At 60.2% G+C, this 23017-nt stretch carries 19 protein-coding genes and 2 tRNA genes; 11 read left to right on the top strand and 10 right to left on the bottom strand.

The window, feature by feature from the left end:
- Positions 1–23: 23 nt before the first annotated feature.
- On the bottom strand, positions 24–1052 hold the full coding sequence (locus tag DWB67_RS00185; RefSeq protein WP_255418489.1) for a LacI family DNA-binding transcriptional regulator: 1029 nt from the start codon (positions 1050–1052) through the stop codon (positions 24–26).
- Between the two features lie 35 nt (positions 1053–1087).
- Positions 1088–1855 carry an SDR family oxidoreductase gene (locus tag DWB67_RS00180; protein WP_119805497.1) on the bottom strand — a complete coding sequence of 256 codons (768 nt, stop codon included), beginning with the start codon at positions 1853–1855 and terminating at the stop codon, positions 1088–1090.
- Positions 1856–1940: 85 nt separating this feature from the next.
- Between DWB67_RS00180 and DWB67_RS00175 the strand changes: the two genes are divergently transcribed.
- From DWB67_RS00175 to DWB67_RS00150, 6 genes are all read left to right on the top strand, one after another.
- Positions 1941–2888: a 2-hydroxyacid dehydrogenase gene (locus DWB67_RS00175; RefSeq protein ID WP_119805496.1), complete on the top strand. Its 948-nt coding sequence runs from the start codon at positions 1941–1943 to the stop codon at positions 2886–2888.
- 7 nt (positions 2889–2895) lie between these two features.
- On the top strand, positions 2896–3927 hold the full coding sequence (locus tag DWB67_RS00170) for an L-idonate 5-dehydrogenase (protein ID WP_119805495.1): 1032 nt from the start codon (positions 2896–2898) through the stop codon (positions 3925–3927).
- A 148-nt stretch (positions 3928–4075) separates the two neighbouring features.
- Positions 4076–5338: an imelysin family protein gene (locus tag DWB67_RS00165; RefSeq protein ID WP_119805494.1), complete on the top strand. Its 1263-nt coding sequence runs from the start codon at positions 4076–4078 to the stop codon at positions 5336–5338.
- Positions 5339–5393: 55 nt separating this feature from the next.
- Positions 5394–6938, top strand: coding sequence for a di-heme oxidoredictase family protein (locus DWB67_RS00160; RefSeq protein WP_255418488.1), 1545 nt, complete (start codon positions 5394–5396; stop codon positions 6936–6938).
- Positions 6935–7879 (top strand): imelysin family protein, encoded by a 945-nt coding sequence (locus DWB67_RS00155; RefSeq protein WP_119805492.1) that lies wholly within the window; start codon positions 6935–6937, stop codon positions 7877–7879. The genes DWB67_RS00160 and DWB67_RS00155 overlap by 4 nt, the downstream gene beginning before the upstream one ends.
- The gene (locus tag DWB67_RS00150; RefSeq protein ID WP_119805491.1) at positions 7879–8946 is read left to right on the top strand and encodes a DUF1513 domain-containing protein; all 1068 of its coding nucleotides are present in this window, start codon (positions 7879–7881) and stop codon (positions 8944–8946) included. The genes DWB67_RS00155 and DWB67_RS00150 overlap by 1 nt, the downstream gene beginning before the upstream one ends.
- Before the next feature lie 36 nt (positions 8947–8982).
- Here the strand turns inward: DWB67_RS00150 and glgX are convergent, their stop codons facing one another.
- From glgX to tyrS, 7 genes are all read right to left on the bottom strand, one after another.
- Positions 8983–11049 (bottom strand): glycogen debranching protein GlgX, encoded by a 2067-nt coding sequence (glgX, locus tag DWB67_RS00145; protein WP_119805490.1) that lies wholly within the window; start codon positions 11047–11049, stop codon positions 8983–8985.
- A complete protein-coding gene (locus DWB67_RS00140) occupies positions 11042–12202 on the bottom strand; it encodes a sugar phosphate nucleotidyltransferase (RefSeq protein WP_255418487.1) in 1161 nt (386 codons plus the stop codon). Before DWB67_RS00140 ends, glgX begins: the two co-directional genes overlap by 8 nt.
- Before the next feature lie 105 nt (positions 12203–12307).
- Entirely contained in the window at positions 12308–14569 is a 2262-nt protein-coding gene (treY, locus tag DWB67_RS00135) for a malto-oligosyltrehalose synthase (RefSeq protein ID WP_119805489.1), read from the bottom strand.
- Positions 14523–16265, bottom strand: coding sequence for a malto-oligosyltrehalose trehalohydrolase (gene treZ, locus DWB67_RS00130; protein ID WP_119805488.1), 1743 nt, complete (start codon positions 16263–16265; stop codon positions 14523–14525). Before treZ ends, treY begins: the two co-directional genes overlap by 47 nt.
- A gap of 104 nt (positions 16266–16369) precedes the next feature.
- Positions 16370–16720, bottom strand: a complete 351-nt coding sequence (locus DWB67_RS00125) for a hypothetical protein (protein ID WP_119805487.1) — start codon at positions 16718–16720, stop codon at positions 16370–16372.
- 142 nt (positions 16721–16862) lie between these two features.
- Positions 16863–17015 (bottom strand): hypothetical protein, encoded by a 153-nt coding sequence (locus DWB67_RS17945; protein ID WP_182911441.1) that lies wholly within the window; start codon positions 17013–17015, stop codon positions 16863–16865.
- A 126-nt stretch (positions 17016–17141) separates the two neighbouring features.
- Positions 17142–18398, bottom strand: coding sequence for a tyrosine--tRNA ligase (tyrS, locus tag DWB67_RS00120; RefSeq protein ID WP_119805486.1), 1257 nt, complete (start codon positions 18396–18398; stop codon positions 17142–17144).
- Positions 18399–18458: 60 nt separating this feature from the next.
- Between tyrS and DWB67_RS00115 the strand changes: the two genes are divergently transcribed.
- From DWB67_RS00115 to DWB67_RS00095, 5 genes are all read left to right on the top strand, one after another.
- Positions 18459–19556 carry an anhydro-N-acetylmuramic acid kinase gene (locus DWB67_RS00115; protein WP_119805485.1) on the top strand — a complete coding sequence of 366 codons (1098 nt, stop codon included), beginning with the start codon at positions 18459–18461 and terminating at the stop codon, positions 19554–19556.
- A 78-nt stretch (positions 19557–19634) separates the two neighbouring features.
- Positions 19635–20666, top strand: coding sequence for a PRC-barrel domain-containing protein (locus tag DWB67_RS00110; protein ID WP_119805484.1), 1032 nt, complete (start codon positions 19635–19637; stop codon positions 20664–20666).
- 146 nt (positions 20667–20812) lie between these two features.
- Positions 20813–20889, top strand: a tRNA-Asp gene (locus tag DWB67_RS00105).
- 27 nt (positions 20890–20916) lie between these two features.
- Positions 20917–20993 (top strand) — tRNA-Asp (locus DWB67_RS00100).
- A 118-nt stretch (positions 20994–21111) separates the two neighbouring features.
- Positions 21112–22368 carry a glutamate-5-semialdehyde dehydrogenase gene (locus tag DWB67_RS00095; protein WP_370453560.1) on the top strand — a complete coding sequence of 419 codons (1257 nt, stop codon included), beginning with the start codon at positions 21112–21114 and terminating at the stop codon, positions 22366–22368.
- Between the two features lie 14 nt (positions 22369–22382).
- Here DWB67_RS00095 and DWB67_RS00090 read toward each other — a convergent pair whose 3' ends face one another.
- Positions 22383–23006 (bottom strand): histidine phosphotransferase family protein, encoded by a 624-nt coding sequence (locus DWB67_RS00090; protein ID WP_119805482.1) that lies wholly within the window; start codon positions 23004–23006, stop codon positions 22383–22385.
- Between the last annotated feature and the right edge of the window lie 11 nt (positions 23007–23017).

Below are 23017 nucleotides of genomic sequence, written 5' to 3'. Positions count from 1 at the left end.
CATTAGCCAAGGCCAGCGCCCCGTCAAATGTCGTCGCGCGATGCGGTCGATCCGCCAAGGACAAAGTCAGGCGTAATCTCGAACCGCATAGTGTCAACGATGGCCTTTTTTCCTAAGGTCATCAGTAACAGTTCGGCCGTGCGGCTGCCGATGCGGCGGGGATGGGGATTGATGGTGGTGATGGTCGGATGGGCAACGCCCGCAATTTCATAGGCGCCAAAACCCGCAATGGCGATATCATCCGGTACGGCAATGCCACGGCGGGCGCATTCCGATAGCGCGCCAAAGGCCGACAGGTCGGACACACAGATCACCGCGTCGGTATCCGGCAGGTCGGACAGCAGGGTGGCCATGGCCGCCGCACCTTCTTTCATAGAGATCGGAACCTGCCCCCCGGGGATCAGACGATTGGCGTCCAGCCCCCGCGCAGTCATTGACTGGATGAAACCCTTGCGGCGTTCGGCCCCGCGTGTGTCACCTGTCGCATCGCCGCCGATAAAGGCAATACGCTGCCGTCCGGTGGTATGAAGATGGGCGACCAGCGGTTCCATCGACAGGGCATTGGAAAAGCCGACGACATGCCCGATGGGGTCGGCGGGCAGGTCCCATGTCTGGACCACCGGAATACCGGCATTGGCCAACAGCTTGCGCGTGCGGTCCGTATGCAGACCGCCCGTCACCACAATGGCCGCCGGTTTGCGCTGCAGGAACTGGGCAACCAGCCGTTCTTCCTGCTGGATGTCGTAATTCGTATACCCCAGCAGGATTTGCATGCCGGATTTTTCAAGCACCTCGGACATGGCGCTGACGGTATCGGCGAAATTGGCGTTGTTCAGCGAGGGAATGGTCACAGCAACGAAATCGCTGCGCTGTGACCGCAGGTTGGCGGCTGTGCTGTCCATCACATAGCCCAGATCCTCGGCCAGTTTCAGGATCTGGGCGCGCTTTGCGGCACTGACGGAGCTGTCGGCCTTGAAGGCGCGGCTGACCGTCATCACCGATACACCGGCAGCGCGGGCTACATCCTTCATGGTGACGGTACGTTGGGTCATTCGCGCCTGATTTCCTTTGGTCAATACTATCCGTCTTAAAGCGAGGCGCTGATGCCACCATCCACAAAAACCGTCGTGCCATTCACAAAGGATGACGCAGCAGATGACAGGAAGATTGCCGTGCCGACCAGTTCATCGACCTTGCCCCAACGTCCTGCAGGCGTGCGTTTGGCCAACCATGCGCTGAATTCCGGATCATCGACCAACGCTTGGTTCAGCGGCGTTTCGAAATAACCCGGCGCAAGGCCGTTGCACTGAAGACCATAACGGGCCCAGTCGGTTGCCATGCCTTTGGTCAAATTCGCGACCGCGCCTTTGGTGGCGGTATAGGGTGCGATGCCCGGGCGTGCCAAGGCGGTCTGGACGGAACAGATGTTGACGATCTTGCCTGCACCGCGTGCGATCATATGACGGGCAACGGCCTGACCCACATGAAAGACCGATGCCACATTGGTTTGCAGCAGGCGGTCGAAGGCGTCGGCAGGAAAATCCTCCAACGGGGCGCGGTGTTGCATGCCGGCGTTATTGATCAGGATGTCGATGGGGCCGGTTTCAGCCTCGAAACTATCAACTGCTTTGCGGACGGCATCATGGTCGGTAACATCAAAGGCCAGTTCGTCGACAGATGCGCCTGCATCCCGCAGCGTCTTTGCCGATTGCGCCAGCTTGGCAGGGTCACGACCGTTCAGCACGATGCTGGCACCGGCTTCGGATAGGCCCTTGGCCAATGCAATACCGATCCCTTGGGAAGACCCTGTGATCAGCGCCCGCTTTCCGGTCAGATCAAACAGCTGGATGCTCATATAACGGCCTTTCGGATTTACGCTCGACATTGATTTGGGACGAAACTATGTTATCGATAACAAACAAGTCAAGCAGGGAAGTTCGATGACCAAGCCGGTGATTTTGCAGGTCGGTGCCTATCCCGAACAGGACCAGCAGTTGCTGGACGCCGCCTTCACGGTCCACCGGCTGGATCTGGCACATGACAGGACGGCATTGCTGGCGAAGGTTGGTGCCGACGTTCAAGCCATCGCAACGCGGGGGGAATTGGGGGCCGATCATGCCATGATCGATGCATGTCCCAATACCGGACTGGTTGCCGTCTATGGTGTCGGAGTTGATGCGGTTGATCTGGAGATCTGTCGTGACCGCGGCATTCGGGTGACCAATACACCGGATGTGTTGACAGGTGATGTCGCCGATCTGGGGGTGGCGATGATGCTGGCCCAATCGCGCGGAGTAATCGGTGCCGATACCTGGGTGCGCGATGGCAGTTGGACCGGTAAGGGGCTGTATCCGCTGGGGCGTCGTGTCTTCGGGCGCAAGGCGGGCATTCTTGGGCTTGGTCGCATCGGACGGGCAGTCGCCACCCGTCTGGCAGGCTTTGGTATGGATATCGCCTATAGCGATCTGACTGATATGCAAAACATCAAGGGATGGACCTTTATCGCCGATCCGGTCGATCTGGCCCGCCATGCCGATTTTCTGTTCGTGACTCTGGCCGCATCACCCGCCACGCGACACATAGTTAGCAAGGATGTAATAGAGGCGGTTGGCCCAGAAGGGATGATCATCAATGTCTCGCGCGCTTCCAACATCGACGAACAGGCGCTGATTGCGGCGCTTGGCGACGGGCGTCTGGGGGCTGCCGCGCTGGATGTGTTCGAAGGCGAACCGGCGCTGGACCCGCGCTTTCTTAAATTGCCGAACGTCCTGCTGCAACCGCACCATGCCTCGGGCACGGTGGAAACGCGCAAAGCAATGGGCCAGTTGCTGCGTGACAATCTGACAGCATTCTTTGCAGGCCAAGACCTGCCCACCCCAATCCAATGAGGCAGCTATGAAAGCCATTGTTATCCACGACGCGCGGGATCTGCGGATCGACGAACAAACCGTCCAGAACCCGGGGCCGGGGCAGGTCCTGATCCGGATGGCGGCAGGGGGGATCTGCGGGTCGGATCTGCATTACTATAACCACGGTGGTTTCGGCACCGTGCGCCTGAAAGAGCCGATGGTGCTGGGGCACGAAGTCTCGGGTCATGTCGAGGCGCTGGGCGAGGGTGTGACAGGTCTGTCCAAGGGCCAGCTGGTGGCCGTCAGCCCGTCGCGTCCATGTGGCGATTGCAAATATTGTGATCAGGCGATGTTCAACCATTGTCTGAACATGCGGTTCTATGGATCGGCCATGCCATTCCCGCATATTCAGGGCGCATTCCGTGAACTGCTGGTGGCAGAGGCATCACAATGCGTTCCCGCCGATGGTCTGACGCCCGCACAGGCTGCAATGGCCGAACCGCTTGCGGTCTGCCTGCATGCAACGCGCCGCGCTGGGCCCTTGTTGGGAAAGTCGGTCCTGATCACCGGCTGTGGTCCCATCGGCATTCTGTGCATCCTTGCTGCACGCAGGGCAGGGGCTGATCTGATCGTAGCCACCGATCTGGGCGATTTCGCCTTGCAGATGGCGCGCAAGGCAGGGGCGGATGTGGTGCTGAATACCGCGCGTGACCAGAATGCGCTGGATGCATATGCGGCTGACAAGGGCAGCTTTGATCTGCTGTATGAATGTTCAGGGGCGGCACAGGCACTGGCAGGAGCGATACCCGCGATGCGTCCTGCTGGAACCATTATTCAATTGGGCCTAGGGGGGGATATGACATTACCCCTTCAGGCGATGACCGCGAAAGAGCTGTTGTGGAAAGGCTCTTTCCGTTTCCACGAGGAATTCGCCACAGGCGTCAGTCTGATGCAGAAGGGGTTGATCGATGTCAGCCCCTTTGTCACCCACAGCTTTGCCATGGATGACGCAGATGCGGCGTTCCGGATTGCAGGGGACCGCAGTCAGGCCATTAAGGCGCAGATCGTCTTTAACTAGGGCCTTGCAAGACCGGTGTGGATTATAAACGCTCCACACCGGTTGTGGCATTATTTGGCCCTTTGGACAGGTGGTTCCATCCGATATTGCATTTTCCGACGATTTTAGTCAGAAGAAAGAAAAGCCAGTTCCTTGACCCGGAGTTTCGATGCGCCTTCTGACAACGACTGCCCTTTGTGTTCTGACCGCAACTGCTGCCCATGCAGTGGAAGAACAGGATGTCCTTCGCAATTACACTGATATGGCCGCTGCTGCCTATGGTGACAGCCTGACAACGGCCCAGCGCTTGCAGGAAGCGGTCCGGACATTGATCGCCGAACCTTCGGCCCAGCATCTGCAGGATGCGCGCGATGCATGGCTGTCGGCTCGTGTCCCCTATCAGCAATCCGAAGTTTTCCGTTTCGGCAATCCGATTGTTGATGAATGGGAGGGCAAGGTCAACGCATGGCCGCTGGATGAAGGTCTGATCGATTATGTCGATGCTGCAGGGACCGCACCGACCGAAGGTTATGATGAAAACCCCGCAGCCAACCTGAATGTGATTGCCAATCCGACGCTGTCCATTTCCGGCACGGAGATCGATGCGACGACAATCACCCCCGAGTTGCTGGCCGATGTCCTGCACGAAGCCAATGGCGCCGAGGCGAATGTCGCCACCGGTTATCACGCCATCGAATTCCTGCTGTGGGGACAGGACCTTGGTCCCTATGATGCGACCGCAGGCCAGCGTCCGTGGACGGATTACGCAACCGGCGATGATTGCACGAACGACAACTGTGACCGTCGTGGCGCTTATCTGCAGGCGGCGACCGATCTGCTGGTTTCGGATCTGGAATATATGGCCGCTGCATGGGCACCAGAAGGTGACGCCCGCGCCGAGGTTATGGCAGATCCCGCAGGTATCAACCGTATCCTGACCGGCATGGGCAGCCTGTCCTATGGTGAACAGGCCGGTGAACGCATGCAGCTGGGCCTGCTGCTGAACGACCCCGAGGAAGAGCATTCCTGCTTCTCGGACAATACGCATAACGACCACTTCTATGACGCGCTGGGCATCCGCAACGCGTTCTATGGCGAATATGTCGGGGTGGACGGCACGGTGACCAAAGGCGCATCTCTGCGTGATCTGGTCGCTGAAAAGGATCAGGCGGTTGCCGATGGTCTGGGTGCAGCGCTGGATCATACCCAGTTCCAGATGACCCGCATGAAAACCACAGCCGAGGCTGGACTGCGTTATGACATGATGCTGAACCCCGCCAACGAAGCCGGTGGCCAGCTGGTTCAGGATGCCATTGACGGTCTGATCGCCCAGACGCGTGACATCGAACGCGCTGTCGCCGTATTGGGTCGTGATGCGATTGCTTTCGAAGGGTCAGACAGTCTGGATGACCCCGAGGCCGTGTTCCAGTAAACACATATCACAAGAAGCTGCCGGCACCCTGTCGGCAGCTTGATCAGGAATGCAGATGACAACGAAGATCATTTCCCCCCGCATCGGTCTGTCGGCCACATGCCTTGCCCTGTTATTGTCGGGCACCGCCCATGCGCAGACCTTCGATCCGCATCTGCAGGTCGTCCCCCGTACCGAGGTCGAGGCCGCACGGATCAAATCCGTCACAACGCCGACCCGTGATTTCACCAAGGCCGTCCCGTTCGAATCCAATCAGGGTGGTGCGGGCACCGTGCGGCGGACGGGCGATCAACAGGCCTTCAGCCTGTCCCAAAAGAACCTCAGCTTCGAACAGGCAGCCGAGTTTTCGGTCGGCAACGGTCTGTTCGAACGCATCTGGGTGACGCCACCTTCATCCACCATCGCCTCGGACGGTCTGGGGCCGATGTTCAACACCCGCGCCTGTCAGGATTGCCATATCAAGGACGGTCGTGGCCATGCGCCCACCGGACCCGATGATGACGCGGGCAGTCTTGTGGTGCGATTGGGTATCCCCGTTGATCCCGAACCCGCCGATCTGCAGGCCGTGGCTGATTATATCTCGGCCAAGGGTGATCCGGTCTACGGGCACCAGTTTTCAGATCTGTCCGTCGCAGGCATGACCTCCGAAGGGAAAGTCACCGTCAGCTGGCGCGACGCTGATACCGTTACGCTGGCGGGCGGTGAAACGGTCACGCTGCGACGGCCGGAATGGTCGCTGGACAATCTTGGCTATGGTCCCTTGGATCCTGCTACCAAAATCAGCCCGCGCGTTGCCCCCCAGATGATCGGCCTTGGTCTGGTCGAGGCGATACCGGCAGAAGATATCATTGCCCTTGCCGATCCGCAGGATGCGGATGGTGACGGCATCAGCGGACGGGCCAATATGGTCTGGTCCAGCGAATTCAACCAGCCGATGTTGGGTCGTTTCGGCGTACGGGCCAGCACCCCGACATTGCGCCAGCAGGCAGCAGATGCCTTTCACGCCGATATCGGTATCGCATCGCCCCTGCATCCCACGCCTTGGGGTGATTGCACCCAAGCGCAGACCGAATGCCGCAATGCCCCCGACGGGCTTAGCCCCGAACAGGACAATCTGGAAGTATCAGGTGACAGCCTTGATCTGGTGACTTTCTACAGCCGCAATCTGGGCGTTCCCGCGCGGGCCGATGTCGATGACCCGCAGGTGCTGCATGGCAAGCAGGTTTTCTATGAAACCGGCTGTATTTCCTGTCATCAACCGTCCTTTGTGACCAGCCGGTTGCAGGATCGTGATGAACAGAGCTTCCAGCTGATCTGGCCTTATTCCGATTTTCTGGTGCATGATATGGGGGCAGGGCTGGATGACGGCCTTCCTGCAGGACAGGCATCCGGCGCGGAATGGCGCACGCCGCCCCTTTGGGGGCTGGGTGTGACGCATCAGGTTTCCGCCGAACGCAATTTCCTGCATGATGGCCGCGCCCGTACCCTGACCGAAGCTGTCTTGTGGCACGGAGGAGAAGGCAAAGCCGCCAAAGACGGTTTTGTCCGATTGCCCCCCGAAGACCGCGCGGCATTGATCGCATTTCTGGAGTCTCTATGATCCGCACTCTTGCCCTGATCTGCCTTGCGACACCGGCGCTTGCCGATGTTGACGGGGTCCTTGATCACCACATCCTGCCGCGTATCGACCATTTTACGGAAACCGCGACCACACTTGCCGACACCACATGTGATGTCCCCGCCCTGCGCGCGGGCTTTGCGGAAACAGCGCAGGCATGGGCAGGTGTCTCGCATCTGAACATGGGGCCGATACAGGATGGTGGCCGTGCAAAGGCCGTCCTGTTCTGGCCGGATGATCGCGATGCCACGGCGCGCGGCTTGCGCCTGTTACAGGCACAGGGCGCTGAGGCCCTGACGCCAGAGGCATTGGCGCAGGCATCTGTTGCAGCGCGTGGCTTGGGCGCGCTGGAACGGCAGATTTTTGAAAATGAAGCCCAGCCTTGTGATGTGACGCTGGCACTGGCCGATGATCTGGCCGCGACGGCCACCACCATCCGCGACGGCTGGCATGAAGATTTCGCCGACCAGATGCGCAATCCGGGTCAGGACGGCCATCTGCGCTTTTTGACGAAGGACGAGGTGAACCAAAGCCTTTATACCGTGCTGCTGGCGGGGATGGAGTATCTGGCCGACCAGCGCCTTGGCCGCCCCTTGGGCAGTTTCGACGATCCGCGTCCCCTGCGCGCCGAATTGCGTCGTTCGGAACAATCGCTGCCGATGATCCAGACGCAGATCGTATCCCTGCGCGAACTTTCGGCGCAACTGGGTGATGCGCCACTGACCGATGCGGCCTTTGCACGTGCGCAAGATCAGGCAGGACGTCTGGCCGATCCGGCATTGGCCGATGTCAATGACCCCGCCATGCGTTTCCGCGCCGAGGCTGTGCAGACCACCATCAAGGAAGCACAGGCCCTTGCACAGGAAGAATTGGGCAAAGCCCTGAACGTTCAGGTCGGCTTTAATGCCGCGGATGGTGATTGATGCTAAGTCGTCGTCGTTTGTTGGCCAGTCTTGCGGCTGGCGGGGCAGGGGCCCTTATCCCTGCGGCCAGCTGGGCTGACGTCGGCAACCCTTCGTTTTTGGCGGCGGCGCGTGATCCGTCCGGTGCATTCGCGCTTTACGGTCTGACCGCCAAGGGGGTGATTGCGTTCCGCGTCGATCTGCCCGACCGAGGCCATGCCGCAGCCGCCCATCCGACACGGGCCGAGGCTGTGGCCTTTGCCCGCCGCCCCGGCACATTCGCGCTGGTTCTGGATTGCGCCAGCGGGCGGGTTGTCCGCCGTCTGGAGTCCCCCGAAGGCCGCCATTTCTATGGCCACGGTGCCTATCTGCAAAACGGCGATATTCTGGTCACCACCGAAAATGCCTATGAAACCGGCGACGGTATGCTGGGCGTCTGGGACACCCGTCGCAATTATACCCGCATCGGCGAAATTCCTACCGGTGCCATCGGCCCGCACGAAGTGATCCGCCTGCCCGGAACCGAGGTTCTGGCCGTCGCCAATGGCGGTATTCTGACCCATCCCGACAGCGAACGCGAAAAGCTGAACCCCGAGGATATGCACCCCAACCTGACCTACATCAGGGACGGAGAGATCATTGATACGGTCACGCTGGCCCCTGAACTTGCCAAAGGGTCAATCAGGCATCTGTCGGCACGCGACGACGGAATGGTGGCGGCTGCAATTCAGTGGGAAGGTGATCTGGAAACGGTCATCCCGCTGTTGATCCTGCATAAGATGGGACAGGAACCGCGCTTGCTGTCCGCCGATCATGCCGAACAGCGCGCGCTGAACGGTTATGCCGGTTCGGTGTCGTTTTCGGGGGATGGCAGCACGGTTGCCATTACCGGTCCGCGTGGCAATGCCGCCCATATCTTTCAGGCCGATACGGATGAGCCGCCGCAGATCATGCGCCGTGGCGATATCTGCGGGGTCGCCAAAGCGGGCAACGGTCTGGCCTTTACCGATGGTCTGGGCGGGGTGATCTGCCCGAACGGCGCGATGGTCCATGATCTGGCATGGGACAACCATCTGGTCAGTCTTTGAAAAACGACCGCCCCGATCATTCGGGGCGGCGTTTCATCAGCTTGCAGGGCGGCTGAACGCCAGAACCGATTGCCAAGGCACATCCACCACACCCAACGCGGTTTCATCGCAGGAAACATCATCGCGGGCTGTGTCGATCTGCAAATGCCAGTCGCCATCGGGCAGCGCAAATTCCGCATCGTCACCGGCGTTTACGACGATCAGCACCTGATCCGGCCCGCTGCCTTTCACCAGCATCCCCATACATTGCAACTGATCATCGGCCCAATCGTCAGGCGTCATGTCATCACCACGCGGATGCAGCCAGCAGGTGACGGGATGATCTGGATGGGGCTGGTCGGGCGGCACGGCAAAGCGTGCCTGTGCCAGCGCAGTTCTGGCACGGAAGGCTGTCAGCGCCTGCACCGCAACCTGCACATCTTGACGACCGCTTTCCCAATCGAGCCATGAAATCTCGTTATCCTGACAATAGGCGTTATTGTTACCGCCTTGGGAATTACCGATTTCATCCCCCGCAAGGATCATCGGCACCCCTTGGGACAGGATCACGGTCGCCAGCATCGCACGAGCACGGCGCAAGCGGGCAGTGTCGATACCTTCGTCGTCGATCGGACCTTCGGCGCCCAGATTGTCGGACAGATTATGGTCGTGGCCGTCGCGGCCACCTTCGCCATTTGTCTCATTGTGTTTGTCGTTGAAGCTGACCGTATCCCACAGCGTGAACCCGTCATGGGCTGCCACGAAATTGACGCTAGAGGTGGCAGGACGCTGGCTGTGGTTGAATTGCACAGGCGATCCCGACAGCCGTTCGGATATGACGGGCAGCAGGCCGGTATCACGACGCCAGAAGGCGCGGGTGTCATCGCGGAACTTGTCGTTCCATTCACGGAAGGGCCAGCGATAGCCACCGACCTGATAGCCGCCATCCCCGATGTCCCACGGCTCGGCAATCAGCTTGATGCCGGACAGCACGGGGTCCTGGCGGATCGCGTTAAAGAACGACCCGTCGCGTTCAAAGCCATACCCCTCGCGCCCCAAGGTTGAGGCAAGGTCGAAGCGGAAGCCGTCGACATGCATCGCCTCGACCCAATAGCGAAGGCTGTCCATGACCATACGCAGTACCATCGGATGCGACAGGTTCAGCGTATTGCCGGTGCCGGTGGTGTCGAAGCCGTGGCGTTTGTCGTCAGGCGACAGCAGATAGTAGGATGCGTTGTCGATCCCGCGGAACGACAGCGTCTGGCCCAGTTCGTTGCCTTCGCAGGTGTGGTTGAAGACCACGTCCAAGATAACCTCAAGCCCCGCCTTGTGGAAACGACGGATCGCCTCCTTCACCTCTTTGATCTGGCCGGATTGCAGATAGGGGGCGTGGGGCGCAAAGAAAGACAGCGTGGAATAGCCCCAATAGTTCGACAGGTCCTTTTCCGTCAGAAACCGGTCATTGGCGAAGGCGTGGATGGGCAGCAGCTCTATCGTTGTAACGCCGATGGTTTTCAGATGGTCGATCACCGCATCCGATGCCAGCCCCTGAATGCTGCCGCGCAGGTTCTGCGGCACATCGGGATGCATCTGGGTCATGCCTTTGACATGCGCCTCATAGATGACGGTTTCGGACCAAGGCGTGCGCAGGGCGCGGTCACTGTCCCAATCGAACTGGCTGTCGACCACGACTGCCTTGGGCATAAAGGGTGCGCTGTCACGTTCGTCAAAGGACAGGTCATCCTGACCGATGGTATATCCATGCAGCGCGTCGTCCCAGATGATCTCTCCGCGCAATTCGCGGGCATAGGGGTCCAGGAGCAGCTTGTGATGGTTAAAGCGATGGCCCTGTTCGGGGGCATAGGGGCCATGCACGCGATAGCCATAGACCTGACCGGGCATAATATCGGGCAGATAGCCATACCAGATCCCTCCCTCCATCATCGGCAGGGACAGGCGGTGCAATTCGGTTTCGCCGGTTTCGTCGAATAGGCAAAGCTCGACCTTGGTCGCGTTTTCCGAAAACAGGGCGAAGTTTGTTCCTTCACCCTGAAATTCCGCCCCCAATATGTCTGACCGCGCCAAGGTCGGATCGAAAGAGGGCGAAGTGGTCATGTCACGCATGAAGTTTGTCTTTCCCATATGCCGGTTCATCAAACACAGGTGTAACACAAATCCGGCTGCGCGGGATCCGCATGACAGCTCTGCGATCCAGCATTGCCTGCGTAATCAGCACAGTTCCGGCTTGGGTGCGGGTAAACCACAACGCATCCTCGTGCGGGTCCTGACCTGTGACCAGTCCGGGGGGCACAAATGTGCCGGATGCCACGATGGTATTGGTCAGATCAGCGCTGTGGGACACAACTGCACCGGTCATCGCAACGCTGCCCTTGCCAAGATACCAATCGGCAACCGGCGTCTGGCGCGGCAGACGGGCAGGGGCCGCGTCGATAAAATCAAGCTGGCTAAGGCGCAGGGCATCCAGCGTACCGACATCGCGCCAATAGGTTTCGCCATTCGCCCCCACCGGCAATTGATAGACCGAGGCTTGTCCCTGCTGGACCGCCAGCGGAATGACATCATGACCGAAATCCATGGCATCGGGGTGGGTGTCGAACATCACGCTGTGCAACCAGCGACGCGACAGGACATAGACACCCATCGATACAAGTGCTTTGTCCGGATGGCCCGCCATCGCCGGTGGGTTGGCCGGTTTTTCCAGAAAGGACAGGATACGCCCGTCCGCGCCTGCTTGCATTACACCGAAAGCTGATGCTTGCGCCACGGGCACCACATCCACCGCCACCGTCGCCACAGCGCCCGAAGCACGGTGTGACTGGATCAGCGCCGCATAATCCATGTCATAGACATGGTCAGCGGCCAGCACCAGAACCTCGTCCGAGGTGCTTTCGCAGATTGCGGGCCAATTGTGGCGCAGCGCATCAGCAGTGCCCAGATAGCGGTTTTTTCCATCACGCAGCAGGATGCCATTGCGGGCGAATTGCTGGCCCCAGCGGGCGGGCAGATAATCATGCAGCGTCTGTGGCGCGAATTGCGTGGCCACCAGCATGCGGGCAATTCCCGACCGCGCAGCATTGGCCATGGCAAAGTCGATGATACGGTTGCGCCCCGCAAAGGGCACCAACGGCTTGCTGTCATTGGCGGTCAGATCGTGCAGGCGCGTCCCCTTGCCGCCCGCCAGCAGAACGGTGGCGACATCACGGACGGTTTCACGCAAGGCTGGGTCGAAAAAGCAGGTCTGATTATGGGAGGTCACGGCGAAATCCTCGGGTCAGGGTGACGGCCGCTCTTGCTGGTCAAAGCCGGAACGCGGTCGGATATTGCCTGAACAGAAAACGGGTTCGCCTTGTTCCCCAGGTTGTCAAATGTTAGTCGGCGCAGGGGATGGTTGAAAGGCCGTCAGGGTCACCGTGCAACCATCATCCGATTGGAAAGACAGAAGATTGTGACCCTCGGCGGTTTCTGACCTATCCATGCACAGCTGCGCCATCATGCCGTGATCCATGTTTCCCCGCAGAATCCGGATGCAGTCACCTTCGACATGCGCTTGCGTCGGGGCATCGGCCAGAAAGGGTGCATGGTCGCGGCGCAATGTCAGCAAATTACGCGTCCACCGCGCCTTGATTGCGCCAAAGCCTGATTGATCTGGCAGCGCGGCCAGATGTGCCCAATCGACCGCGCGCCGGTTGTCCGGATCGGTCAGCGCCAGAAAGCAATCCTCGGACCCGCGATAGAAATCGGGAAAGCCCGGCATCAGCGCTTTGAACAACAATTGCGCCAGCGACAGTGCCTGTCCGCGTTGCAGCAGGCGTAACAGCGCGGGCTGCGGGTTGTCGCGCCATTGGTCCAGCACCGCATGGCCCATGCGGGCGGCGGCTGCCTCGGCATCCTGATCGGGATTAGTCCAGAAACTGGTCAGCTTTGCCTCTCGCATCGCTTTTTCCATGTGGTTGGCAAGGCGGTTGCCTGCATCATCGGCACCATGGATCGCCAGTGCCGATTGCAGCAGATACCATTGCCAGTCGGGTGCAAGATGTTTCGCGCAGGGCAGGGATTGTGCGTCGTGCAGCAAGCTGCGGAAGTCTTCCGGAAGATGGCTGATGGCGGCCAGGCGCATGCGCGCATCCTCGGACCGTTTGGTATCATGGGTCGAGGTCAGCACCATATCTGCAGGTTTGCGGGCGGACAGGATGCCGGTGGCCTCGGCACTGGTCACCGTGGCTTCGTCGGGTTCGGCACCCACCTCATTGGCGGCCAGATAGCGGGTCCAGCGAAAGCCTGCGGTGTCTTCCTGCGACTTGGCCAGCAGTGCGCCCGATACCTGCTGGAAGCGGGTGACAAAAGCGTGCTGCGCCTCGGACTTCGGATCGGTCATGATGGTTTGTAGCATGCGGACAACCGTATCCGATCGCAGCCCTTGGGCCGCATCATCAGCGACGCGGGCGATCAGGGCACGGTCATCCTTGGACGTCTGGCCATCATAGACATAGGTGCGGTAGCGCGGCAAAGCGATCAGCAGGGCTGTCACAGCCTCGCGCAGGGATTCGGGGCCGGGTTGGGCGATGGTCGACCCCGCGCAGGCATCAGCCGCAAGGCGCGACAGCTGCCGCCTTTCAGCCGCCAGTTCATTGTCCAGAACATCGGCTTTGGCTTGGGACAATGCCTTTGCAAAGCCAAGGTCATTGCCGGTTGTCTGGCACCAGATGGTATCAAGGCGGGACAAGCCGTCGGCATGGGTCAGCATGCGGGTGATCAGTTCTGCGGCCTCATATCCGGTCGTGCCTGCGGTGGGCCATGCGTCGGGCAGGCGTTCGTCACCGACAAGGATTTTCTCGACCCAGATCGGGGTGTCGGGCAGTTCCTGCGCCAGACGCGTCAGATATCCGGCGGGATCGACCAGACCGTCGATATGATCCACGCGCAGGCCCTGCACCATACCGTCACGCACTAGTTCGATGATCAGCGAATGGGTGTCATCGAACACACGCGGATCCTCGACCCGCATCCCGATCAGGCCGGTGACGTTGAAAAAGCGGCGGTGGGTGATACCGTCGCGGTCCAGATCGCTGTGCACCAGCCGCCAATGCTGCGCCTGATGGATGTCGCGAAGATCGCCGTCAGCGGTGTTTTCGGCCAAGGGGATCGCCAGATCACCCATGCGCCACATGCCGTCGCTGACCGTAAAGGCCCCGTCGGACAGCAGTTTTTCGAAAGGCTCCGGCAGGAATGGCAAGACCAGTGGCCCCGCCTGCCAGTCGATGTCGAAATGCGGGGCATAACGGCTAGAGGGGCCGCGTCGCAGCACATCGTCCAGCCAAGGGTTTTCCGTTGAAAACGCGGTATGGTTCGGGACGATGTCCAGAATAATGCCCAAGCCCTGATCCGTCGCCGCCTTGGCCAGATCACGAAAACCCTGCATCCCCCCCAATACGGGATCAATCCGGCTGGGGTCTATGATGTCATATCCATGGGTCGAACCTGTGACCGCGCTGAAAATCGGCGACAAATACAGATGCGATATGCCCAAGCCCGCGATATAGCCCAAGCGGGCTTGAAGTCCGGCAAAATCCAGACCGTCACGCAGTTGGACGCGATAGGTGGCGGTCGGGATATTTGGGGTCATGATAAATTGCCTTTGCACTCAGCGAAAAACGTCCGGTCGGGGATGCAGTATGGAACATGGCGTCAGGGAACGGATCAGGGTCAGGTTGGCCGAATGCCAGCGACAAAGCCAGCGTTCCGGCCTGAAACTGCCATTCGGCGCGGATCAGATCGGGGGCAGGGCGGCTGACCTGAACGCCTGTCCGGCGCGTCTTGATCAGCGGAACAACATGTCGTGCCCGAAATTTCAGGGCCTGTTGTGTCAGAAACATCCACGATTGCGCGGGTTCATCATCGCGCCAGCCCAGCTTGGAACGATCGAAGGTTGCCTTGTCCAGCGGGTCGGGGACCGCGTCACCCAAAGCGGCAATGCCCGAAAATTCGGCAGCACGGCCTTTGCGGACAGCCTCGGCCAGATCACCTTGAAAATCGGCGAAGAACTGGAAGGGGGCGGTTTCGCCGCGTTCCTCGCCCATGAAGACCATCGGGATATAGGGGCACACCAGCAATAGGGCATAGGCAACCGCGACATCGTCAGGATCGGCCAGCGTTGTCAGCCTGTCGCCATGGGCACGGTTGCCGATCTGGTCATGGGTTTGGATGGCATTGACGAAAGCCGTCACTGGCAGATGATCGCAGGGTTCCCCGCGCGGTGTTGCCAAAGGCGGGCGGGGCTGCCCTTCCTCGATATGGCCGTTTTGCAGGGCAAGGTTTAGGTCGGCCAGGGGATCGACTGAAAAACTGGCGTAATAGCTGTCAGCCTCGCCCGTCAGGGCGACGTGGATGGCGTGATGGAAGTCATCGTTCCATGAGGCGTCATAGCCCGCATTTTCGCGCAGATCTGGGATGTTACGCTCATCCTCGGTAATCAGGTGGCGGCGGGGGAACAGGGCTTTGATTTCGGTGGCCAGATCGCGCATGAAACCGTCGGCACCCGGTCCGCGGATCTGGTGCACGGCGTCCAGCCGCAATCCGTCGATGCGGTATTCTTCCAGCCAGTGCAGGGCGCAACCGGTCCAGAAGTCACGCACGGCGGATTGGTCGAAATTGATGGCCGGACCCCATGGTGTGTCACGGCCAGCGTCAAAGAAATCGGGCGATGAATGGTGGATATAGGCACCATCCGGCCCGAAATGGTTCATCACCAGATCAAGGATGACCATCAGACCGGCGGCATGTGCCGCATCGACAAACCGCTTCAAGTCATTCGGACAGCCATAGGCCGGATGGGGCGCATAGGGCAGCACGCCGTCATAGCCCCACCCGCGATTCCCCGAAAACTGGCCGACGGGCATCAGTTGGATGGCTGTAAATCCAAGCTCGGCCAGCGCGTCCAGCTTTTCCTGCGCGGCGGCGAATGTGCCCGCGTGGGTAAAGGTGCCGATGTGCAATTCGTATATGACTGCCTCGGACCAATCGCGTCCGGACCAGTCACAGCGCCAATCATGGTTGTCAGGAAGGGTCAGGACCGAAGCATCATCGACGCCCCCTGCCTGAAGGCGGCTGGCAGGGTCGGGCATATCGGTGCCATCAACACGGAATTTATAGGTGGTGCCCGGACTTGCGGTGATTTGCGCGGACCAGATACCGTCGTCGTCGCGGGTCATTGGGGTGGGGGCGTCGCCTGAAACCAGTTGGACCTGCGCCGCGCGCGGTGCCCATAACCGGATTGTCCAGAGCCCTGCGTCAAAGCCCGGACCCCAAAAGTGACGCGCCATGACAGCCCCCCTGTGCCTGCATCTGTCGGAATAATGACAGAAATGTCATCATCGTTCCCACGATACACAAAAAGCAATCACGAAGGGCGCCAAGGCTCGTTTTATCAGAATGCGTTCAGTAGATTGATCACCGCAAGAATACGCTGTGTCTGGCTGTCCACGCGATAGACCTGACCGCCATCGCGATAGTATTCCCAATCACGCCGCTGTTCCAAACCGTGTCGGGCGGGGTGGCGCAGATGTTCATGACTTCCGCGTGAAAAACGGTCGCCGGTTTTATAATGCGATGCACGGCGCGGGGGCTGCTTACCGTGGCGTTCGCGGGCTTTCTTATGGCCGCGCGCCTCGTGGCGACCATTGTCGTGGCCGTTGTACCCTTTGTCAGCCAAAGCAGGCGTCGCGCCCATCATGCTGATCGCTGCCAAAGAGGCGACGATATTCTGTCGAATGTTCATATTCTTCTATCCCGTGATCTTTGAGGCATTTGACCAAGGGTGGCCATAAGCCGCAATTAACGCTCGTTCACGAAAACGGCAGAATGCGGATATACGAAGGGGCCCCACAGGGCCCCTGATGTCGTCGGATTGCTACCGGTCATCAGGCAGCCTTTTGTGCGTCCAGTTCGGTGACGACGTAGCGGGGCGATTCCTCACGCGTGAAATAGCCATACATCTGGTCCAGAACGGCATCCGCCTCGATGCTGCGTTTGCGGTCCGCGATGCTAAGCGGTTTCTGCTGGGTGTTCGACATTGTTCCATATCCTTGGGCTTGGGTCATTTCCTTCCCGAGCGGTCAGATATGGCGTTGCCGGACGGAATACCACCGCCCTGACGCAAGGTCAGGGCGGTGGCATGGCAGCTATGACGTCAGCTCAGATCAGGCCTTGGCCGTATCCAGACGCAGCATCCGGTGCTTTTTCTTCCCGACCGAGATTTTGACCCCTTCGGACAGGGCGGCCGGATCGACCATGGTTTGCGGGTCGGTGACCGCCACGTTGTCCACGCGCAGACCGCCTTCCGCGATCAGGCGCTTGGCCTCTTTCCCCGATGCGACGATGCCTGACTGGACCAGCGCCTGAATGACGGTCAGGCCATCCGTCGCGGTATCGGCGGGCAGCAACGCCACCTCTAGATCGCCACCGGCACCGCCCTGTTCAAAGACCTGACGGGCGGTTGCTTCGGCGCTGGCCGCGGCTTCAGCGCCATGAAGCAGGGTCGTGACCTCATTGGCCAGCAGAACCTTGGCCTCGTTGATTTCGGATCCTTCCAAGGCACCCAGACGATCACATTCCGTGACCGGCAATTCGGTGTAAAGCTTCAGGAAGCGTCCCACATCGGCGTCGGTCGTGTTGCGCCAGAACTGCCAGAAGTCATAGGCCGACAGCATCGCGCCATTCAGCCAGACAGCACCGCCCTGCGATTTGCCCATCTTGCGGCCATCGCTGGTGGTCAGCAGGGGCGAGGTCAGGCCCCACAGCTGGGTGTCATCCACACGGCGCGTCAGATCGATGCCGTTGATGATATTGCCCCACTGATCGGACCCGCCCATCTGCAACTGGCAGCCATAGCGACGGTTCAGTTCCAGAAAGTCATAGGCCTGCAAAATCATATAGTTGAATTCAAGGAACGACAGCGACTGTTCGCGGTCCAGACGCGATTTGACCGATTCAAAGGCCAGCATCCGGTTGACGCTGAAGTGCCGCCCGATATTGCGCAGGAAGGTCAGATAGTTCAAACCGTCCAGCCATTCGGCATTGTTCAGCATGGTTGCGCCATCGGGACTGTAATCCAGATAGCGGTCAAAGACCTGCTGCATCCCATCGATATTGGCCTGGATCGCGGCATCGTCCAGCAAGGGGCGTTCATCGCTGCGGAAGGAGGGATCGCCGACCTTGGTCGTGCCGCCCCCCATCAGGGTGATGGGGCGGTTGCCGGTTTTCTGGAACCAGCGCAGCATCATGACATTCAGCAGGTGCCCGACATGCAGGCTGGCCGCCGTCGCGTCATAGCCGATATAGGCGGTGACCGGCCCGGCAAGCAGTGCCTTGTCCAAGGCTTCATAATCCGTGCAGTCGGCCAGATAGCCGCGCTCGGTCATGACGCGCAGGAAGTCGGATTTGGGCTGATAGGTCATGGGCTTCATCCTTTTGAACACCCGCGATATACAGGCTGTGGCAATAAAGGAAAAGGCGCGATGATCACGGCTTTGGGGATGATGTCGGGGACCTCGCTTGACGGGGTGGATGCAGCGCTGATTGAAACCGACGGCGAAAGGATCGCGGCTTTCGGCGACACCGCCTTTCGCGCCTTTTCCGGAAATGAGGCCGCGGTTCTGCATGCGGCCCTCGGGTCATGGCAGGATGCGCCCTGCATTCCGCATGTGGCGCGTCTGGTTCAGGACAGTCACGCCGAGCTGGCCCGCCAGTTTCCGCAGGCGCAGGTCGTCGGCTTTCACGGGCAGACGCTGGCGCATGATCCGCGCGGTCGCGGTACCCATCAGGCGGGCAATGGTGCCGAACTGGCCCGCGCCATCAACCGCCCTGTCGTCTGGGACTTCCGGTCCGAGGATGTCCGCCAAGGCGGCGAAGGCGCGCCACTGGTGCCCTTTTTCCACTGGGCCTGCGCGGAATGGGCCATCGGGCAGGGGCATCTGCCCGCAGCGCCGGTGGCGTTTCTGAACCTTGGCGGCGTGGGGAATATCAGCTGGGTCGATCCGACATCAGCCTCGCCCCAGACCAAAGGGGCCTGTGTGGCCTTTGATACCGGTCCCGCCAATGCGCCCATCAATGATCTCATGCGCAAGCGCCTGCAGAAGTCGCGTGATGACGGCGGGGCGTTGGCGGCAAGCGGGAAGGTCGATGCGGCAATTCTGGCGGAATTTTTGGCGCATCCCTATTTCGACCGGCCCGCGCCCAAATCACTGGACCGCGACCAGTTTGCGGGGCTGATTGCGGCTGTTGACCGGCTTTCGGTCGAAGATGCGGCGGCAACGCTGGTGGCTGCCGTGTCCGGTTCCGTTGCAGCGGGGATGCGTTGGATGCTCGCGGGCTGTACGCGCGTTCTGGTCTGTGGTGGCGGTCGGCATAACGCCGCGATCATGGCGGCGTTGACCCGCGATCTGGGTATCCCTGTCGCGCCCATCGAAACGGTCGGCCTGGATGGCGACATGCTAGAGGCGCAGGCATTCGGGTGGATGGCGGTGCGGGTCATGCGCGGTCTGCCGATTTCGGGTCCGATGACCACGGGTGTTCCCGCGCCGGTCTGCGGCGGGCGCATCAGCCATCCACGTTAGGCGCGGCGGAACCCTTATCCTGCTGGTTGGTTGACACGGGAATGCCGCAAGGCACCCGTATCATCGTAGGAGGATCTGATGGTCAGACATCTGTTGGGAACCGCCGCCGCTGTCACTTTGCTGACCGGCCCCGCTTTTGCACAAGACACCGCCGAAGGTGGGGCGATGACAGTCCAGCAATGTGCCCCCGTGGTCACCGTGACGCAGACGCCCCCCAAGGTGACCGTGACAATGCCGGAAGACGCCAACGCCGATCCGATGGTCACAGTCTCTCAGTCAGCCCCCGAAGTGACGGTCGAGAATTGCGCACCCACAGTCATGGGTGCCGATGGCGAACAGATCGAAGCCAAAGTGACCGAAGCAGAAGCCAATGTTACGATCAACGCGGCGGAAACTGCCGAATTGACCGTGACCCGCATGGGCGCTGCCGCAGAACCGGCGGCTGATGAGGCGACAGCCGAAGAACCGGCAGCTGGAGACGCAATGGCTGAAGAAGCCGACCCGAAAGACCAGATGGGCGAAGCCCCCGAGGGGGAGGAGGCCGCAACCGAAGCAGAACCCGCCCCCGAAGCCGAGGTTGAACCCGCCTCGGACGATATAGCAGCCCCCATGACCGAGGCTGAAGACGGTCCCGAAGCCGCAGTTGCGCCGGAATCAGACACAATGCCGACCGAGGCAATGCCGGAATCCGATCCACAGGCGCCTGATGCCGATGCCGCCACAGAAGATACCGCCGACGAAGCTGTTGCCGATGCGGCGACCACCGAAGTCGCCCCCAGCTCGGGCGAGGTAACGGCCAGTGCCAATGCCATTGCACTGCGCGAAGGCAGTTCGCTGGTCGAGGCGGATGAGGTGATGGCCGAAGGCATGGACGGCACGCCTGTCTATAGCGCGGACGATGAGGAAGTCGGCAGCATCGAAATGTTCGATACCGACAGCGAAGCCGCCATTATCGGTGTCGGCGGTTTCTTGGGTCTGGGCGAAAAGAATGTCGCGCTGCCATTGGCCGATTTGTCCTTCCAGCGGGACGAGGATGGTGAACTGCGGGCCTATATCGCAACGGCATCCGATCAGATCGAAGCCTTGCCGGAACATAAGGCCAGTGAATAACCCCAGTAAAACCTATATAAAAATCAGAGACTTCGAATAATTTCACAAAAACTTCGAAAAACTTCACGGGCGGCCTTGACGGGGCCGCCCCCTCTGAGTAGATACCGCCTCACTGCAGAGGACGAACGCTGCAGTGAATGAGTTGGGCGGTTGTAGCTCAGTTGGTTAGAGTACCGGCCTGTCACGCCGGGGGTCGCGGGTTCGAGCCCCGTCAACCGCGCCACAACTCATTTGTCGTCCGAAGATATGCGCGGTTGTAGCTCAGTTGGTTAGAGTACCGGCCTGTCACGCCGGGGGTCGCGGGTTCGAGCCCCGTCAACCGCGCCATTTCTTCATTTTAAATCCTTCCAGATAGACCGAAAAGAAGACCACCCCCGCGGGGGCGCAATCTTTTTTAATTGCATGGTTTTCACGCGCAATCGCGCAGGGGGATGAAATGACGGATATGGCACTGGCGCAGCAACTGATCGACGGTCTTGGCAAAGCCGCACGTTTGGCTGCGGTCGAACTGGCGCAGGCACCAGCACCGGCAAAGCGTGCGGCTTTGCTTGCTGCGGCTGATGCAGTGATCGCCGGTTCGCCACCCATTCTTGATGCCAATGCCCGCGATCTGGAATTTGCCCGCGAAAAGGGCCTTAGCGACGCAATGCTGGACCGCCTGCGGCTGGATACATCGCGATTGGAGGCAATTGCCAAAAGTCTGCGCGATGTGGCCGGACAGGATGATCCGGTGGGTCAGGTGATTGCCGACTGGGACCGCCCGTCGGGGCTGAACATCAAACGCGTCCGTACCCCCATCGGCGTGATCGGTGTGATCTATGAAAGCCGCCCGAATGTAACCGCCGATGCAGGTGCCCTGGCGCTGAAATCCGGTAACGCAGTGATTCTGCGTGGCGGTTCGGAAAGCCTGCATTCCAGCGCCGCCATCCACGCCTGCATGGTTCATGGGCTGCGCGCCGCCGGTCTGCCTGAAGCCGCCATCCAGATGGTGCCGACCCGTGACCGCGCCGCGGTCAGCGCGATGCTGGGCGCGCAGGGGCTGATTGACGTGATCATTCCGCGCGGTGGTAAAGGCCTTGTGGGGCTGGTCCAGCGTGACGCCCGCGTGCCGGTTTTTGCACATCTGGAAGGCATCTGTCACGTCTATGCCGATGGCGCGGCAGATCTGGAAAAAGCGCGACGTGTGGTGCTGAACGCCAAGACGCGCCGCACGGGTATTTGCGGATCGGCGGAATGCCTGCTGATTGACCGCGCGTTTTACGCCATGCATGGCGCTGTCCTGATCGAGGATCTGGTGAAAGCCGGTGTCGAGGTCCGTGCCGAAGGGGAGCTGGCCCGTATCAAAGGCACCGTTCCAGCCAAACCCGATGATTTCGGGCAAGAGTTTCTTGACATGATCATCGCTGCCAAACTGGTGGATGGTGTGGAAGGTGCCATTGCCCATATCCGCGAATATGGCAGCCAGCATACCGAATCAATTCTGACGCAGGATGACGCGGTTGCAGAACGCTTCTTTGCCGCGCTGGACAGTGCGATTCTGATGCGTAATGCCTCGACCCAGTTTGCCGATGGTGCCGAATTCGGGATGGGTGCCGAAATCGGCATTGCAACGGGCAAGATGCATGCCCGTGGTCCGGTCGGGGCCGAACAGCTGACCAGCTTCAAATATCTGGTCACCGGTGATGGGACCATCCGCAGCTGATCAAAGTGGCGGGATCAGAAACCGATCTCGCCGCCTTTGTCATCCAGCTGATGGGACAGGCGTTTGCCTGCTTCTCTGGCGGTTTCAGACAGCATTGCAAAATGAACCTCGGATGCCGCGGGGGTGCGCGCCGCACCGCCGTCGAGCCACGCCCAAAGTTCGGGGTCATGTTTCAACCGCGCACAGGTGGCAACTAGCCGCCAGCACGGTGCCTGACGCAAAACGGTGACGCTGCCGCCCCATGGCATTGCGGTTTCCAGACACATCAATGCCAGCATCACCATGCGGATATCGGTGCGGGCAAAATTACCATCGGCCTGCAGCGTGATGGCCAGACGGCCTTGCGCGGTCATTCCGTCCAGCAAACGCTGAGCTTCGGCCAGCGGAATGCGCTGGTCGCCCGATGCCATGCCAAAAGCCATGCGGTATCCCTGAATGCGCGAACGGGCCGCCGAAACAGCCTCGGCAATCAGTCGCATTTCGGGGGATTGGGCAATGTCGGGGAAGTCCGGTGACATTTCAAGCAGTTCGACCCCGTTTCCGATGGCCCCCAAAGGCGACACCAGATCATGGCAAAGTCGCGACCCAAGAAGTGCGGCCAGATCGCCCGCAGCGATCCGCGTTGTATCGACCGTCATATTTGTCTATC

The sequence above is a fragment of the Paracoccus sp. JM45 genome (genome assembly GCF_003590715.1).
Taxonomy (GTDB): domain Bacteria; phylum Pseudomonadota; class Alphaproteobacteria; order Rhodobacterales; family Rhodobacteraceae; genus Paracoccus.
Note: the sequence above shows the minus strand (reverse complement) of the source record. Positions and strands in the feature narration are given on the sequence as shown.

Excerpts from the sequence above, each read along its gene's own strand:
- DWB67_RS00180 (WP_119805497.1), bottom strand. The coding sequence starts at position 1,855 with ATGAGCATCCAGCTGTTTGATCTGACCGGAAAGCGGGCGCTGATCACA.
- DWB67_RS00110 (WP_119805484.1), top strand. The coding sequence starts at position 19,635 with ATGGTCAGACATCTGTTGGGAACCGCCGCCGCTGTCACTTTGCTGACC.
- DWB67_RS00165 (WP_119805494.1), top strand. The coding sequence starts at position 4,076 with ATGCGCCTTCTGACAACGACTGCCCTTTGTGTTCTGACCGCAACTGCT.
- DWB67_RS17945 (WP_182911441.1), bottom strand. The coding sequence starts at position 17,015 with ATGTCGAACACCCAGCAGAAACCGCTTAGCATCGCGGACCGCAAACGC.
- tyrS (WP_119805486.1), bottom strand. The coding sequence starts at position 18,398 with ATGACCTATCAGCCCAAATCCGACTTCCTGCGCGTCATGACCGAGCGC.
- DWB67_RS00160 (WP_255418488.1), top strand. The coding sequence starts at position 5,394 with ATGACAACGAAGATCATTTCCCCCCGCATCGGTCTGTCGGCCACATGC.
- DWB67_RS00090 (WP_119805482.1), bottom strand. The coding sequence starts at position 23,006 with ATGACGGTCGATACAACGCGGATCGCTGCGGGCGATCTGGCCGCACTT.
- DWB67_RS00175 (WP_119805496.1), top strand. The coding sequence starts at position 1,941 with ATGACCAAGCCGGTGATTTTGCAGGTCGGTGCCTATCCCGAACAGGAC.
- DWB67_RS00125 (WP_119805487.1), bottom strand. The coding sequence starts at position 16,720 with ATGAACATTCGACAGAATATCGTCGCCTCTTTGGCAGCGATCAGCATG.
- treZ (WP_119805488.1), bottom strand. The coding sequence starts at position 16,265 with ATGGCGCGTCACTTTTGGGGTCCGGGCTTTGACGCAGGGCTCTGGACA.
- DWB67_RS00095 (WP_370453560.1), top strand. The coding sequence starts at position 21,112 with ATGGCACTGGCGCAGCAACTGATCGACGGTCTTGGCAAAGCCGCACGT.
- DWB67_RS00170 (WP_119805495.1), top strand. The coding sequence starts at position 2,896 with ATGAAAGCCATTGTTATCCACGACGCGCGGGATCTGCGGATCGACGAA.
- glgX (WP_119805490.1), bottom strand. The coding sequence starts at position 11,049 with ATGCGTGACATGACCACTTCGCCCTCTTTCGATCCGACCTTGGCGCGG.
- DWB67_RS00155 (WP_119805492.1), top strand. The coding sequence starts at position 6,935 with ATGATCCGCACTCTTGCCCTGATCTGCCTTGCGACACCGGCGCTTGCC.
- DWB67_RS00185 (WP_255418489.1), bottom strand. The coding sequence starts at position 1,052 with ATGACCCAACGTACCGTCACCATGAAGGATGTAGCCCGCGCTGCCGGT.
- treY (WP_119805489.1), bottom strand. The coding sequence starts at position 14,569 with ATGACCCCAAATATCCCGACCGCCACCTATCGCGTCCAACTGCGTGAC.
- DWB67_RS00150 (WP_119805491.1), top strand. The coding sequence starts at position 7,879 with ATGCTAAGTCGTCGTCGTTTGTTGGCCAGTCTTGCGGCTGGCGGGGCA.
- DWB67_RS00115 (WP_119805485.1), top strand. The coding sequence starts at position 18,459 with ATGATCACGGCTTTGGGGATGATGTCGGGGACCTCGCTTGACGGGGTG.